The following is a 13,585-nucleotide window of genomic DNA, read 5'->3' as shown; positions in this document are numbered from 1 at the left end:
CATGTTTTCCTCACGCCTGTCGGCTGAGGGGATCAGACCGCAGACTTACGCGTTCTTCAGCACTTCACTCACAATCTCAACCGCTTCTTTCTCGATCAGCTTACGGTGTTCGTCGCCGAGGAAGCTTTCGCAGTAGATTTTGTACGCATCTTCCGTACCGGACGGACGCGCGGCGAACCAGCCGTTATCTGTCATCACTTTCAGACCGCCGATTGACGCACCGTTACCGGGTGCCGCCGTCAGACGTGCGGTGATCGGATCGCCCGCCAGCGTGTTAGCGCTCACCATCTCTGGAGAGAGCTTAGACAGCGCGGCTTTCTGTGCGGATGTCGCACCGGCCTGAATACGATTATAGCTTGGCGCACCAAAGCGAGCCGCCAGCTCGTTGTAGTGCTCCTGCGGGTTTTTGCCAGTGACGGCGGTGATTTCCGCGGCCAGCAGGCACATGATGATCCCGTCTTTGTCCGTCGACCACGGCGTACCGTCGAAACGCAGGAAGGATGCACCCGCGCTCTCTTCGCCGCCAAAACCAAAGCTGCCGTCGTGCAGACCGTCAACGAACCATTTGAAGCCCACTGGCACTTCCACCAGCTTGCGGCCTAAATCATTCACCACGCGGTCAATCATCGCGGAAGAGACCAGCGTTTTACCGACTGCCACCTCTTTGCCCCACTGTGGGCGATGCTGGAACAGATAGTTAATCGCCACAGCCAGATAGTGGTTCGGATTCATCAGGCCCGCAGGAGTAACGATACCGTGGCGGTCATAGTCCGGGTCGTTGGCAAAGGCCAGATCGAATTTATCGCGCAGGGCCAGCAGACCTGCCATCGCGCACTCGGAGGAGCAGTCCATGCGAATTGCGCCATCTTTATCGAGGTGCATAAAGCGGAACGTCTGATCGACCTGATCGTTAACGATAGTCAGATCCAGCTTGTAGAATTCGGCAATGCGCTTCCAGTATTCGATACCGGAACCACCGAGCGGATCCACGCCCAGCTTCAGGCCCGCTTTTTGAATCGCGGCGATATCAACGATATCGGCCAGCCCTTCGATGAACGGCTGAACCAGATCCAGCTCTTTCACGTGACCGGAAGCCATCGCCGCATCCAGAGAGATACGTTTTACGTCTTTCAGGCCGTCAGCCAGCAGCGCGTTGGCGCGGTCTTCGACCACTTTGGTGACATTGGTATCAGCCGGGCCACCGTTCGGTGGATTGTATTTGATACCGCCATCGTCCGGCGGGTTGTGCGAAGGGGTGATGACGATACCGTCAGCCTGCGCGCCACCTTTTTTGTTGTGCACCAGAATCGCGTTTGAGACCGCAGGCGTCGGGGTGAAGCCGTTGTCTTCCTGCACGATGACGTCCACACCGTTCGCTGCCAGCACTTCCAGCACGGAAATGAACGCCGGTTCGGACAGCGCGTGGGTGTCTTTCCCGACATAGCACGGACCGGTCACGCCATTTTTAGCGCGCTCTTCCGCGATGGCCTGAGCAATGGCCAGAATATGCGGTTCGTTAAAGCTATGGCGCACCGCGCTGCCGCGGTGGCCAGACGTACCAAACTTCACTGCGTGTTCTGCGTTGCCCACTTCCGGCTTCAGTACGTAATACTGCGCGGTGAGTTGAGCGACGTTAATCAAATCGCTTTGTTGTGCAGGCTGACCCGCACGATCGTGATTTGCCATTGCCTGGTCCTTCCTGTGCAAGGGTTAAATGGTACCGCAAACCTTTTCAATCAATTCCGCCGGGAATTGCATCGACTGCATGATGTGTTCGACCATGCTGCATTTGCGTCCGGTGTTGGTATTGGTGATGACCCAGTACGGCGTACCAGGGACATGTTTAGGTTTGGTTTGATTGCCGTTGGCAAGCAGCGTCTGTTCGTCGCCCGCGAAGTAAACGCGGGTACGGCCGTGAAGCGAATCAGTGGCTTCAGCAAACGCTTTGTTATCCAGTGAATAGAGTGTAGACAGCACCAGCATAAAGCGGTTAACCGCTTTTTTCTGCTCGGCGTATTCGTCGGAAAGCAGCAGTTCACGCACCGCGCGGACTTTGTCTTTCACCGGTGCCACTGTTTTCGCTTCCGCGACCACATTTGGCTGACGAACCTCTTTAGAAACCGGAGTTGCAGGCTGTGAGGCGGCGGAAAATTTCAGCATGCGCCGTAAAATGTCTGATGCACTCTCGCCAATATGTCGCGTGTGGCTGGCAATATACTGATAGAGCTCATCATCAACTTCGATTGTTTTCATCTTAATCCAGTGCAATATCTTATCTGAATACAAGTCGTTGGGATTATAAGGGCTAATCCCAACCGCGGATAGGGTCAAACCTGGGTGGCGGCAAAAGTCAGATTAAACTGGAACCTTGCAGCCGGGCGGCAGAATGGTCAACATAATACCCTAACCTGACATACGTAAAAAAAGAACTTTGCCATGAAATTGAATAGCCGAGCGCAATCTGCACAATCGCCGAACAATAATTCTCCCATCGTACTGGTGCATGGCCTCTTTGGCAGCCTGGATAATCTGGGCGTGCTGGCCCGCGATCTGGTGGCCGATCGCGATATTTTGCAGGTGGATATGCGTAACCACGGGCTTTCCGAGCGCAGCCCGGAGATGACTTACAGCGCGATGGCCCAGGATCTGCTGGATACTCTCGATGCGAATCAGATTGAAAAAGCAACGCTGATTGGCCATTCCATGGGCGGCAAAGCGGTGATGGCCCTGACGGCGCTGGCACCGGAGCGTATCGATCAGCTGGTGGTGATTGATGTCGCCCCGGTGGATTATGACGTGCGTCGCCACGACGAGATCTTTGCGGCGATTAATGCCGTGACCGAGGCCGGCGTGTCTACACGCCAGCAGGCCGCAGCCATCATGCGTGAACATCTGGATGAAGAAGGCGTGGTGCAGTTCCTGCTGAAATCTTTCGTTGATGGCGCATGGCGGTTTAACGTGCCGGTGCTGTGGGATCAGTATCCTCAGATTGTCGGCTGGCAGACCGTTCCGGCCTGGCCACACCCTACCCTGTTTATTCGCGGCGGCAATTCTCCGTATGTCACCGATGCCTATCGCGATACGCTGCTGGCGCAATTCCCGCAGGCGCGTGCGCATGTGATCGCCGGAGCCGGACACTGGGTTCACGCTGAAAAACCCGAAGCCGTGCTGCGGGCGATCCGTCGCTATCTCTCTGATAATGCGATTTGATTAAAAAGCCAGCGACCGGTTGCCCGCAGGCCACCAGTCGTTGGCGTGCAGGTATCCGTGATGTATGATGTCGCGCTCATCGCCCCGGCAATAGCAGGGCCGCTCGTTTTCCCCGAAGTCTCTGAATCATGGCCAAAGAACAAACGGACCGCACGACACTAGATCTGTTCGCGACTGAACGTCGACCGGGACGACCAAAAACCAATCCGCTTTCGCGTGATGAACAGTTGCGCATCAATAAGCGCAATCAGCTGAAACGCGACAAAAGTCGTGGGCTTAAACGCGTCGAGCTGAAACTCAACGCGGAGGCGGCCGACGCCTTAAGTGAACTGGCCGATGCCCGCGAGATCAGCCGCAGCGAGCTGATTGAAGAGATGCTGATGGCGCAGCTTCAGGCATGGCGCAGCACCAGGTGATCGTCTGAAAATCCCCTCAATTGTCCCTTTCATGTAGCACAGAGTGCAGTCCCGCGTGATAGCTGTTTCCGCAGACTTCCCTGTTCTGCTATGATTGCCCTTATCCGTGGACAATTTGCGCCACCATACCATTAAGTTTCAAGAGGTTATTTCACTCATGGCAATCATCGGCATTTTCTTCGGCAGCGATACCGGTAATACCGAAAACATCGCAAAAAATATTCAAAAACAGCTTGGTAAAGACGTTGCCGACGTACATGACATTGCTAAGAGCAGCAAAGAGGATCTCGAAGGTTACGATATTCTGCTGCTTGGCATTCCAACCTGGTACTACGGCGAAGCACAGTGTGACTGGGATGATTTCTTCCCGACGCTGGAAGAAGTGGATTTCAACGGTAAACTCGTGGCCCTCTTCGGCTGCGGCGACCAGGAAGACTACGCGGAATACTTCTGTGATGCACTGGGCACTATCCGCGACATCATTGAACCGCGCGGCGCGGCAATCGTCGGTCACTGGCCAACGGCGGGTTATCATTTCGAAGCCTCTAAAGGCCTGGCGGATGACGACCACTTTGTCGGCCTGGCTATCGACGAAGACCGTCAGCCAGAACTGACCGCTGAGCGCGTCGACAAGTGGGTAAAACAGATCCGCGAAGAGCTGCACCTCGACGACATCCTGAACGCGTAATGCAGTGATGAGGTGCAACTGACTACGTTGCACCTCATTGATAGATAATACCGATTAAAATAATTGCTACAAATTTTTAACTTTCGTGTTCATACCTGTACAATGTCCCCGGGTTAAAGTGGATGCCATCCAACAAGTTTGTTGGTGATACCACGTTTTTATAAGCATACTTTGCTTGAGACTTGCAGTTTTCATTTAGGCATGGCAGTTCTATAATGAGACGCATTATCCCAACTGCATTTTCTGTCACTTCTTCTAAGGAAGTGAATCGTTTAGCAACAGGACAGATTCCGCATGACTGACAACAATACCGCATTAAAGAAGGCTGGCCTGAAAGTTACGCTTCCTCGTTTAAAAATCCTGGAAGTTCTGCAAGGGCCGGACAACCATCACGTCAGTGCGGAAGACTTATACAAACGTCTGATCGACATGGGCGAAGAGATTGGACTGGCGACCGTATACCGCGTTCTGAACCAGTTCGATGACGCCGGGATTGTCACCCGCCATAATTTCGAAGGCGGTAAATCCGTTTTTGAACTGACGCAACAGCATCATCACGATCACCTGATCTGCCTCGACTGTGGCAAGGTGATTGAATTCAGCGATGACTCTATCGAAGCACGTCAACGTGAAATCGCCACCCGACATGGCATCCGTCTGACCAACCACAGCCTGTACCTGTATGGTCATTGTGCTGAAGGCGATTGCCGCGAAAACGAGCACGCACACGATACCAAATAATCGTGTTACAAACTCTGAGCCAACCTGACGGTTGGCTTTTTTTTTGCCTGCAATAAATGCAAAAACGCCCGGCAAGCTTTCGCGGCCGGGCGCTGAATACAACGAATTACTGTGCGTTGTTACTGCGAATCTCTTTCCAGATCTGATCGCAACGTTTTGCCACTTCCTGATCGTTACCGGTTTTACGCGCCTGAATGCAGGCCTGGTAATCCATCACGCGGATGTTTTCCTGCGTCGCGAACTGCTCATGGGCTTTCTCTTTCTTCAGCACCGTCAGTACGCTCTGACAGGCTTCGATTTTTTCCGGCGAGCCTTCAGCGGTGTTAATGCAGGTGCTGTAAGCCTCTTTCAGGCGAGAATCTTCTTTCTGTGCCTGAGGTTGTGCGCAGGCGGTCAGCCCTGCGGCCAGCACAGCAACGAATGCGATTTTCTTCAACATGTCGGTCTCCATTCCGGCGGGAGTGATCCCGCCAGATCGTTCATCAGAAGATGGTGAAAGGTGCGATAACCATGAATTTCACGTCACGCTCATCCTGGAAGATGTTGCCGTAACCGCCCGAGTAGCTCGGAATATCGGAGTGGTTGTCGTATTGCGTGAAGTGCAGTTTGAACATGGTGCCTTTGGCGCGACCATCCTGCAGGGTATACATTGCATCCAGGCTGTATGAAGACTCTTTCAGACGATAGTTTGGATCGTAGTAAGCATCTGGCGTCGCCATGTCAGCTGGCTTCGCGTCCCATGCGTAGGCGTAAGATGCGCCCACCGCCCAGCCCGGCAGATTCCAGTTTTTAAGGTCATACATCGCGCCGAAGAAGAGCGCTTTTTCGCCGTCGGCGTTGAAGTCAGAACGGTTATCCCACCAGATATCCAGACGACCGTTAGACGAGGCGTACGTTGGCGTCATACGCTGCAGGAAGTAGCCCTGCTGCCCTTCCGCTTTAACGTAAGTTCCTTCGAGGCGTAAATCTACCTGACCAATTTTGTAGCCGAAGGTCAGTGCCTGCAGCCATGCGGTGCCGTCATACAGATCGTTTACGCCGCCATCGCTGACTTTGTCGCGCGTACCGTAGAACTGATAGCTGGTGGTCAGCGGGCCGCCAACGATATCGAATTTGTAGCTGGCTTTGGCGAAGTACTGATCGACGTAGCCTTCTGCCTGACCGAATGCCGCTTCCAGTACCAGATCATTTTTGAAGTCATATTTCGCGCCGAGTGAGTGCAGATATTCCACCCGCGTCTTTTTATCGTTCTGGTAGAACTTGTCCATCTCGATGTGCCACGGCGCTTTGTACTCGTTGGTCCACATATACGAGAAGCTCAATGCACCAGCATCGCCGTAATCAAAGTTCGCCCCGGCTTCTGCGCCCTGGTAAGTACCCGGCATGAAGCTCCAGTGCGGTGCTAACAGAGTCTGGCCGGTTGGCTGAATATAACCGCCGCGCGCCCATACCGGACCGTATTTAAATTTGGCCGCCGCTTTATACAGGCTGATACCGCTCTTATCGCCCGACCAGTCTTCTTTGTAAGCTTTATTACTGGAGGAGAATGCGATTTCGTTCGGGTGTGCGCTATCACCGTTTTCCGCCATTTCAATGGCAGTAAACGCGGCAATATCCAGGCCAAACATATCAGCGGCATAACCGGACTGGAAATCCAGGTTGGCGTTCCAGGTGGAATGAGAAAGGTTTGTTTTATATTTGTCTTCGGTGACGTCTTTACGGTCACGTTCACGTTGCCAGTAATAGATACCGCCCGTGAGCGTTGAATCATCAATAAAGCCTGCTGCCTGAGCCTGCGGAGCCGCGATAAATCCCGACACTGCTGTCACACCGGCGATAGCCAGCGCCAGCGCACTACGTTTGCCACTGAACGTACGCATAGATTGTTCCTCTTTGACGAATAAAAGCGCCTTAAACGGCGAAAAATCTAAAAGACCAAATGGTCAGGGGTAGTCTGTAATACCCTCGAATTAACTACCGCCTTTAGACTATTTTTCGCGACGCGAATTATCAATGCTTTTCAGTGGGCAAAATGCAGGATTATGACGAAGTGCACATAATTGGTAGTGATTTGAAACATATCACTCGGGACAAGGCTTAATCAGAAAAAAATGGTTAAATTCAGTAGGTAATGATAATTGATAGCGCTTACATACTTTAATTTCGCTTATTTCACGTTACGCGAAACTTTATTAAAAAAAATAAGTAGCAGCTCATTGACGTGTAATTTTAATGTTAAAAATAGACGCGAAAAGTAAAAGCATGATCGATAAGCAAAAAAAACGCCGCGTTATGCGGCGTTTGTCTCTCATTGACCAGGCTTACTCGCCAATCTTGGCCCAGGTGTCACGCAAACCGACGGTACGGTTAAATACCAGTTTGGTAGCGGTTGCATAACGGCTGTCGAGGCAGAAGTAACCTTCACGCTCGAACTGATATGCTTTACCTGCTTCGGCCGTTTTCAGGGAAGGTTCTGCATAGCCCTGTTTGATGACCAATGATTCCTGGTTGATGGTCGCCAGGAAATCCTCTGCTGCGCCTGGATTAGGAACGCTGAACAGACGATCGTAAAGACGAATTTCAACCGGCAGTGCGTGTGCCGCGCTGACCCAGTGAATGACGCCCTTCACTTTGCGTCCGTCCGCCGGATCCTTGCTCAGGGTCTCGGCGTCGTAAGTGCAGAAGATGGTCGTGATGTTGCCTTCCGCGTCTTTTTCTACGCGCTCAGCTTTGATCACGTACGCGTTGCGCAGGCGCACTTCTTTGCCCAGCACCAGACGTTTGTACTGTTTGTTCGCCTCTTCACGGAAGTCTGCGCGATCGATCCAGATCTCCGCGCTGAACGGCACTTCACGGCTGCCCATTTCCGGCTTGCTCGGATGGTTAGGCATAGTGACCTGCTCGCTTTCACCCTGCGGGTAGTTTTCGATGACCAGTTTAACGGGATCGATAACCGCCATTGCGCGCGGGGCGTTTTCGTTCAGATCTTCGCGAATACAGGACTCCAGAGAGGCCATCTCAATGGTGTTGTCCTGCTTGGTCACGCCGATACGTTTGATGAACTCGCGAATAGAGGCCGCCGTGTAGCCGCGACGACGCAGACCGGAGATGGTCGGCATACGCGGGTCATCCCAGCCTTCAACGTGCTTGTCGGTCACCAGCAGGTTCAGCTTACGCTTGGACATCACGGTGTACTCCAGATTCAGACGAGAGAACTCGTACTGACGCGGATGCACAGGAATGGTGATGTTATCCAGCACCCAGTCGTACAAGCGACGGTTGTCCTGGAATTCCAGCGTACACAGAGAGTGCGTAATGCCTTCCAGCGCATCGCTGATGCAGTGGGTGAAGTCGTACATCGGGTAGATGCACCACTTGTTGCCGGTCTGGTGGTGTTCGGCAAATTTAATGCGATACAGCACCGGATCACGCATCACGATGAACGGCGATGCCATATCGATTTTCGCACGCAGACAGGCTTTACCTTCCTCGAAGCCACCGGCACGCATTTTTTCGAACAGTGCGAGGTTCTCTTCGATGCTGCGATCGCGGAACGGGCTGTTTTTGCCCGGCGCAGTCAGCGAACCACGGTATTCGCGGATTTCATCTGCAGACAGCTCATCTACGTAGGCCAGGCCTTTGTTGATCAGTTCAATCGCGTAAGCGTGCAGCTGATCAAAGTAGTCCGAGGAGTAGCAGATATCGCCAGACCAGCTGAAGCCTAACCATTGCACGTCGTTCTTAATGGACTCAACGTATTCGATGTCTTCTTTTACCGGGTTGGTGTCATCGAAACGCAGGTTGCACTGGCCCTGGTAATCTTGCGCAATGCCGAAGTTCAGACAGATAGATTTCGCATGCCCAATATGCAGGTAGCCGTTTGGCTCCGGCGGGAAACGGGTATGAACTGTGGTGTGCTTACCACTAGCCAGATCTTCATCGATGATCTGGCGAATAAAGTTACTCGGGCGGGCTTCAGCCTCACTCATCGTGGATTCCTCAAAGCGTAAACAACGTATAACGGCATATGATCTTATAAGCAGGACGTAGTGACAACCTTTAGTTATGCAAAAAACGGCTTTGAAGTGAATATTGGGGAGGATTGCTGCAAAAAAAAGCGGCGGAGGATATCCCCCGCCGCTTAAGGCATGACTCTACTCAGGAGCGATTACTTGCCTTTAATCTCATACAGTGGCGTTTGACCGGCCACAACCTGACCTTTCGCCTGGAGAACCAGACCGCTAAAGTCGTCGATATTGCTGCAAACAACCGGGCTGATCATGGAGCGTGCATTGGCGTTCAGGAAGTCCAGATCCATTTCCAGAATCGGCTGACCTGCCACCACTTCGGCACCCTCTTCGACCAGACGCGTGAAGCCTTTACCGCCCAGGGCAACGGTGTCGATACCCATGTGGACCACGATCTCAGCGCCTTTCTCGGTTTCGAGGCAGAAAGCATGGTTCGTGTTGAAGATTTTCACGATGGTGCCGGCTGCTGGAGAGACCACGGTTTTTTCCGTTGGCTTCACGGCTACGCCGTCACCGACAGCTTTGCTGGCGAACGCTTCATCAGGAACCTGCTCCAAGGCAACCACTTCACCGGTGACTGGTGAAACCAGCGCGGCGATGGTGGTGGCATTAGGAACAGCCTGCGGTTTAGCAGCAGCGGGGGCAGCGGCGACAGGTGCAGCTTCAGAAGCGGCTACCGGGCCAGTGGTTTTCATGGCATTAGCGATTTTTTCTGCCACGAAGCCCACGATAATCTGCACGCTGGTTTTGTTCAGACGAATCACACCGGATGCGCCGAGACGTTTTGCCAGTGCTTCGTTAACCAGAGAAGAATCTTTGACGCTGAGGCGCAGACGCGTGATACAGGCGTCGATACCGGTCAGGTTGTCAGAACCGCCCACAGCGGCGATGTACTGACGCGCCAGACCTGCAACATCCTGCTCTTTGTCACCGCTCACATTCACGTCATGACCATCTGCTTCGCTACCGGCAACAGCCAGTTCGCGACCCGGAGTCATCAGGTTGAATTTGGTGATAGTGAAGCGGAACACCACGTAGTAAATCACAAAGAACACCAGACCCTGAGGGATCAGCATCCACCAGTGCGTGGCCAGCGGGTTACGGGAAGAGAGAACCATATCCACCAGACCCGCACTGAAGCCGAAGCCTGCAATCCAGTGCATTGATGCGGCGATGAATACGGAGATACCGGTCAGCACTGCGTGGATAACGTAAAGAACCGGTGCCACGAACATGAAGGAGAATTCCAGCGGCTCGGTGATACCTGTGAAGAAGGCCGCGAATGCGCCCGCCATCATGATACCCAGAACTTTTGCTTTGTTCTCTGGACGTGCGCAGTGGTAGATGGCCAGCGCTGCACCCGGCAGACCGAACATCATAATCGGGAAGAAGCCCGCCTGGTAACGACCGGTGATACCGACAACCGCTTTACCTGCTTCGATGGACTGTGCGCCGCCGAGGAAATTAGGGATATCGTTAATACCTGCAACGTCAAACCAGAACACAGAGTTCAGCGCGTGGTGCAGACCGACCGGAATCAGCAGACGGTTGAAGAACGCGTAGATACCCGCCCCTGCAGAGCCGAGTTTCTGGATGTGTTCACCGAAGTTCACCAGACCGTCGAAGATCACCGGCCAGACGTACATCAGAATGAACGCCACGGCGATCATCACGAAGGAGGTCAGAATCGGCACCAGACGACGACCGCTGAAGAACGACAGCGCCTTCGGCAGCTCAACGCCGCTGAAGCGGTTGTACAGTTCCGCAGAGATGATACCCACCAGGATACCGACGAACTGGTTGCTGATCTTACCGAACGCGGCAGGCACCTGGTCCACCGGGATCTTCTGAATCATAGCAACCGCGGCCGGAGAACAGAGTGTGGTCAACACGAGGAAGCCCACAAAACCGGTCAGTGCTGCTGCACCGTCTTTATCTTTGGACATACCATAAGCGACACCAATCGCGAACAGTACAGACATATTGTCGATGATGGCTGAACCGGACTTGATGAACAGCGCCGCAAGCGCGTTATCACCCCCCCAGCTAACCGGGTCAATCCAGTAACCCACACCCATCAGAATTGCTGCCGCCGGCAGCGTGGCGACCGGCACCATCAGTGCGCGGCCAACCTTTTGTAAATAACCTAGAATACTCACTTGTGCTTCCCCCTATGAGACCCCGTTTAAGGCACGTTCTCAGCTGTTTTTTATTGTGTCACTAACTTATCGATACAGTTGATGAATCACTGGCATTCTGAGTGTGTGAAAAATTAATTCGTATCGCAAATTAAATGCATACTTTTTGTGAGTTTTGTCACCAAATATCGTTATTAACCCTCCCTTTTGCTGGCTAACAGTGAAAACTTATTTTATCATTCAAAAAATCAAGTCGGATTGCCCCCTGCCTCGCGTGATCCAGGTTACGCTTATTTCAGGTCAAGGCGCGCCATCCGCCCACTTTTTTTAACTTTAACTTTAGAGGTGAACAATGAGACTGATTCCCCTGGCGACTGCTGAACAAGTCGGTAAATGGGCTGCACGCCATATCGTTAACCGCATCAACGCGTTCAAACCTACTGCCGATCGTCCTTTCGTTCTGGGTCTGCCAACCGGTGGCACACCACTGACCGCGTATAAAGCTCTGGTCGAAATGCATAAATCAGGCCAGGTTAGCTTCAAACATGTTGTCACCTTCAACATGGACGAATACGTCGGCCTGCCGAAGGAGCACCCGGAGAGCTACCATAGCTTCATGCACCGTAATTTCTTTGATCACGTTGATATCCCAGCTGAAAATATTAACCTGCTGAATGGCAACGCGCCTGATATTGACGCAGAATGCCGCCAGTACGAAGAAAAAATCCGCTCTTACGGCAAAATCAACCTGTTCATGGGCGGCGTGGGCAACGACGGTCACATCGCGTTCAACGAACCGGCCTCTTCTCTGGCGTCTCGCACCCGTATTAAAACCCTGACCCATGACACCCGCGTGGCAAACTCTCGCTTCTTTGATGGCGACGTAAGCCAGGTGCCAAAATACGCCCTGACCGTTGGCGTGGGCACCCTGCTGGATGCCGAAGAAGTGATGATTCTGGTGCTGGGTAATGTGAAAGCGCAGGCCCTGCAAGCTGCCGTTGAAGGCAACGTTAACCACATGTGGACCATCAGCTGCCTGCAGCTGCATCCGAAAGCCGTTGTGGTGTGCGATGAACCGTCTACCATGGAACTGAAAGTGAAGACGCTGAAATACTTCAACGAGTTAGAAGCTGAAAACATTAAAGGTCTGTAATTGATGAGCCGCCTCTTCCCTGAGAGGCGGTCGATTTTTTAAACCGGGGGTCGTTATGTACGCTTTAACCCACGGTCGGATTTATACCGGCCATGAAATTCTGGATGACCATGCGATTGTTATCGCCAATGGCCTGATTGAACGTGTCTGCCCGCAGGCTGAATTACCGCCAGAGATCGAACAGCGCTCACTCAATGGAGCAATCATCTCCCCCGGTTTTATCGACGTCCAGCTTAACGGCTGCGGCGGCGTGCAGTTCAATGACACGCCAGAGGCGGTCACGGTTGAAACGCTGGAGATCATGCAGAAAGCCAATGAGAAATCAGGCTGCACCAGCTATCTGCCAACGCTGATTACTTCCGATGACAACCTGATGAAGCAAGGTATCCGCGTGATGCGTGAATACCTGGCGAAATACCCGCATCAGGCGCTGGGTCTGCACCTTGAAGGTCCCTGGCTGAACATTGTGAAGAAAGGCACCCACAACCCGAATTACGTGCGCAAGCCAGACCCCGAGCTGGTCGACTTCATGTGCGCTAACGCCGATGTGATCACCAAAGTCACGCTGGCCCCGGAAATGACCGGGCCGGATGTGATCAGCAAACTGGCGGCGGCAGGCATCGTCGTCTCTGCGGGTCACTCCAATGCGACACTCGCCGAAGCGAAAACCGGTTTCCGCGCAGGTATAACCTTTGCGACCCACCTTTATAATGCCATGCCGTACATTACGGGCCGCGAACCTGGGCTGGTCGGTGCGATTCTTGATGAGCCGGACGTTTACTGTGGCATTATTGCTGATGGCCTGCATGTGGATTACACCAACATCCGCAACGCGAAACGCCTGAAAGGCGATAAGCTGTGCCTGGTCACCGATGCTACCGCACCGGCAGGGGCAAATATTGAACAGTTCATTTTTGCTGGTAAAACAATATACTACCGCAACGGACTGTGCGTAGATGAGAACGGAACGCTGAGCGGCTCTGCGCTGACGATGATCGAAGGGGTTCGCAACCTGGTTGAACATTGCGGCATTGCGCTGGATGAAGTGCTGCGTATGGCAACACTCTACCCGGCTCGCGCGATCGGCGTGGACAAACAGCTGGGCGGTATCGCACCGGGCATGGTGGCTAACCTCACCGCCTTCACGCGCGATTATAAAATTATTAAGACCATCGTTAATGGTAACGAGGTCGTCACTGAGTAAGTAAAAG

The 13,585-nt window shown here is 53.1% G+C and carries 12 protein-coding genes; 6 read left to right on the top strand and 6 right to left on the bottom strand.

Going from position 1 to position 13,585, the window contains the following annotated elements:
* Nucleotides 1-45: 45 nt before the first annotated feature.
* Nucleotides 46-1,686: a phosphoglucomutase (alpha-D-glucose-1,6-bisphosphate-dependent) gene (pgm, locus tag C0560_RS06280; protein ID WP_248859839.1), complete on the bottom strand. Its 1,641-nt coding sequence runs from the start codon at nucleotides 1,684-1,686 to the stop codon at nucleotides 46-48.
* Between the two features lie 24 nt (nucleotides 1,687-1,710).
* Nucleotides 1,711-2,253 carry a replication initiation negative regulator SeqA gene (seqA, locus tag C0560_RS06275; RefSeq protein ID WP_100777197.1) on the bottom strand — a complete coding sequence of 181 codons (543 nt, stop codon included), beginning with the start codon at nucleotides 2,251-2,253 and terminating at the stop codon, nucleotides 1,711-1,713.
* A 183-nt stretch (nucleotides 2,254-2,436) separates the two neighbouring features.
* Here seqA and ybfF point away from each other — a divergent pair, with 183 nt between their 5' ends.
* The 4 genes from ybfF to fur all read left to right on the top strand — a co-directional run bounded on the left by ybfF (nucleotide 2,437) and on the right by fur (nucleotide 5,055).
* The gene (ybfF, locus tag C0560_RS06270) at nucleotides 2,437-3,210 is read left to right on the top strand and encodes an esterase (RefSeq protein ID WP_123429264.1); all 774 of its coding nucleotides are present in this window, start codon (nucleotides 2,437-2,439) and stop codon (nucleotides 3,208-3,210) included.
* 128 nt (nucleotides 3,211-3,338) lie between these two features.
* Nucleotides 3,339-3,626 (top strand): LexA regulated protein, encoded by a 288-nt coding sequence (gene ybfE, locus C0560_RS06265; RefSeq protein ID WP_102104162.1) that lies wholly within the window; start codon nucleotides 3,339-3,341, stop codon nucleotides 3,624-3,626.
* A gap of 157 nt (nucleotides 3,627-3,783) precedes the next feature.
* Complete coding sequence (fldA, locus tag C0560_RS06260) at nucleotides 3,784-4,314, top strand: flavodoxin FldA (RefSeq protein ID WP_059178645.1); 531 nt, start codon at nucleotides 3,784-3,786, stop codon at nucleotides 4,312-4,314.
* 294 nt (nucleotides 4,315-4,608) lie between these two features.
* Nucleotides 4,609-5,055, top strand: coding sequence for a ferric iron uptake transcriptional regulator (fur, locus tag C0560_RS06255; protein ID WP_064325325.1), 447 nt, complete (start codon nucleotides 4,609-4,611; stop codon nucleotides 5,053-5,055).
* Between the two features lie 106 nt (nucleotides 5,056-5,161).
* Here the strand turns inward: fur and chiQ are convergent, their stop codons facing one another.
* The 4 genes from chiQ to nagE all read right to left on the bottom strand — a co-directional run bounded on the left by chiQ (nucleotide 5,162) and on the right by nagE (nucleotide 11,242).
* Nucleotides 5,162-5,494 (bottom strand): ChiQ/YbfN family lipoprotein, encoded by a 333-nt coding sequence (gene chiQ, locus C0560_RS06250; protein ID WP_369804789.1) that lies wholly within the window; start codon nucleotides 5,492-5,494, stop codon nucleotides 5,162-5,164.
* 43 nt (nucleotides 5,495-5,537) lie between these two features.
* Nucleotides 5,538-6,935: a chitoporin gene (chiP, locus tag C0560_RS06245; RefSeq protein ID WP_100777201.1), complete on the bottom strand. Its 1,398-nt coding sequence runs from the start codon at nucleotides 6,933-6,935 to the stop codon at nucleotides 5,538-5,540.
* 441 nt (nucleotides 6,936-7,376) lie between these two features.
* The gene (glnS, locus tag C0560_RS06240) at nucleotides 7,377-9,044 is read right to left on the bottom strand and encodes a glutamine--tRNA ligase (protein ID WP_248859838.1); all 1,668 of its coding nucleotides are present in this window, start codon (nucleotides 9,042-9,044) and stop codon (nucleotides 7,377-7,379) included.
* Nucleotides 9,045-9,223: 179 nt separating this feature from the next.
* Nucleotides 9,224-11,242 (bottom strand): N-acetylglucosamine-specific PTS transporter subunit IIBC, encoded by a 2,019-nt coding sequence (gene nagE / locus C0560_RS06235; protein ID WP_123429265.1) that lies wholly within the window; start codon nucleotides 11,240-11,242, stop codon nucleotides 9,224-9,226.
* A 331-nt stretch (nucleotides 11,243-11,573) separates the two neighbouring features.
* Between nagE and nagB the strand changes: the two genes are divergently transcribed.
* A complete protein-coding gene (nagB, locus tag C0560_RS06230) occupies nucleotides 11,574-12,374 on the top strand; it encodes a glucosamine-6-phosphate deaminase (RefSeq protein ID WP_100777205.1) in 801 nt (266 codons plus the stop codon).
* A gap of 55 nt (nucleotides 12,375-12,429) precedes the next feature.
* The gene (gene nagA, locus C0560_RS06225; protein WP_102104165.1) at nucleotides 12,430-13,578 is read left to right on the top strand and encodes an N-acetylglucosamine-6-phosphate deacetylase; all 1,149 of its coding nucleotides are present in this window, start codon (nucleotides 12,430-12,432) and stop codon (nucleotides 13,576-13,578) included.
* Nucleotides 13,579-13,585 lie beyond the last annotated feature (7 nt).

This window comes from Lelliottia sp. AC1 (assembly GCF_023278595.1).
GTDB classification, from domain to species: Bacteria; Pseudomonadota; Gammaproteobacteria; order Enterobacterales; family Enterobacteriaceae; genus Enterobacter; species Enterobacter nimipressuralis.
The sequence above is the reverse complement of the archived record's forward strand: the minus strand, read 5'-3'. Positions and strand labels throughout refer to the sequence as shown.

Bases quoted from the DNA above. Each gene is read 5' to 3' on its own strand.
- chiP (WP_100777201.1), bottom strand. From the start codon at position 6,935: ATGCGTACGTTCAGTGGCAAACGTAGTGCGCTGGCGCTGGCTATCGCC.
- glnS (WP_248859838.1), bottom strand. From the start codon at position 9,044: ATGAGTGAGGCTGAAGCCCGCCCGAGTAACTTTATTCGCCAGATCATC.
- seqA (WP_100777197.1), bottom strand. From the start codon at position 2,253: ATGAAAACAATCGAAGTTGATGATGAGCTCTATCAGTATATTGCCAGC.
- ybfF (WP_123429264.1), top strand. From the start codon at position 2,437: ATGAAATTGAATAGCCGAGCGCAATCTGCACAATCGCCGAACAATAAT.
- nagA (WP_102104165.1), top strand. From the start codon at position 12,430: ATGTACGCTTTAACCCACGGTCGGATTTATACCGGCCATGAAATTCTG.
- pgm (WP_248859839.1), bottom strand. From the start codon at position 1,686: ATGGCAAATCACGATCGTGCGGGTCAGCCTGCACAACAAAGCGATTTG.
- fldA (WP_059178645.1), top strand. From the start codon at position 3,784: ATGGCAATCATCGGCATTTTCTTCGGCAGCGATACCGGTAATACCGAA.
- fur (WP_064325325.1), top strand. From the start codon at position 4,609: ATGACTGACAACAATACCGCATTAAAGAAGGCTGGCCTGAAAGTTACG.
- chiQ (WP_369804789.1), bottom strand. From the start codon at position 5,494: ATGTTGAAGAAAATCGCATTCGTTGCTGTGCTGGCCGCAGGGCTGACC.
- ybfE (WP_102104162.1), top strand. From the start codon at position 3,339: ATGGCCAAAGAACAAACGGACCGCACGACACTAGATCTGTTCGCGACT.
- nagB (WP_100777205.1), top strand. From the start codon at position 11,574: ATGAGACTGATTCCCCTGGCGACTGCTGAACAAGTCGGTAAATGGGCT.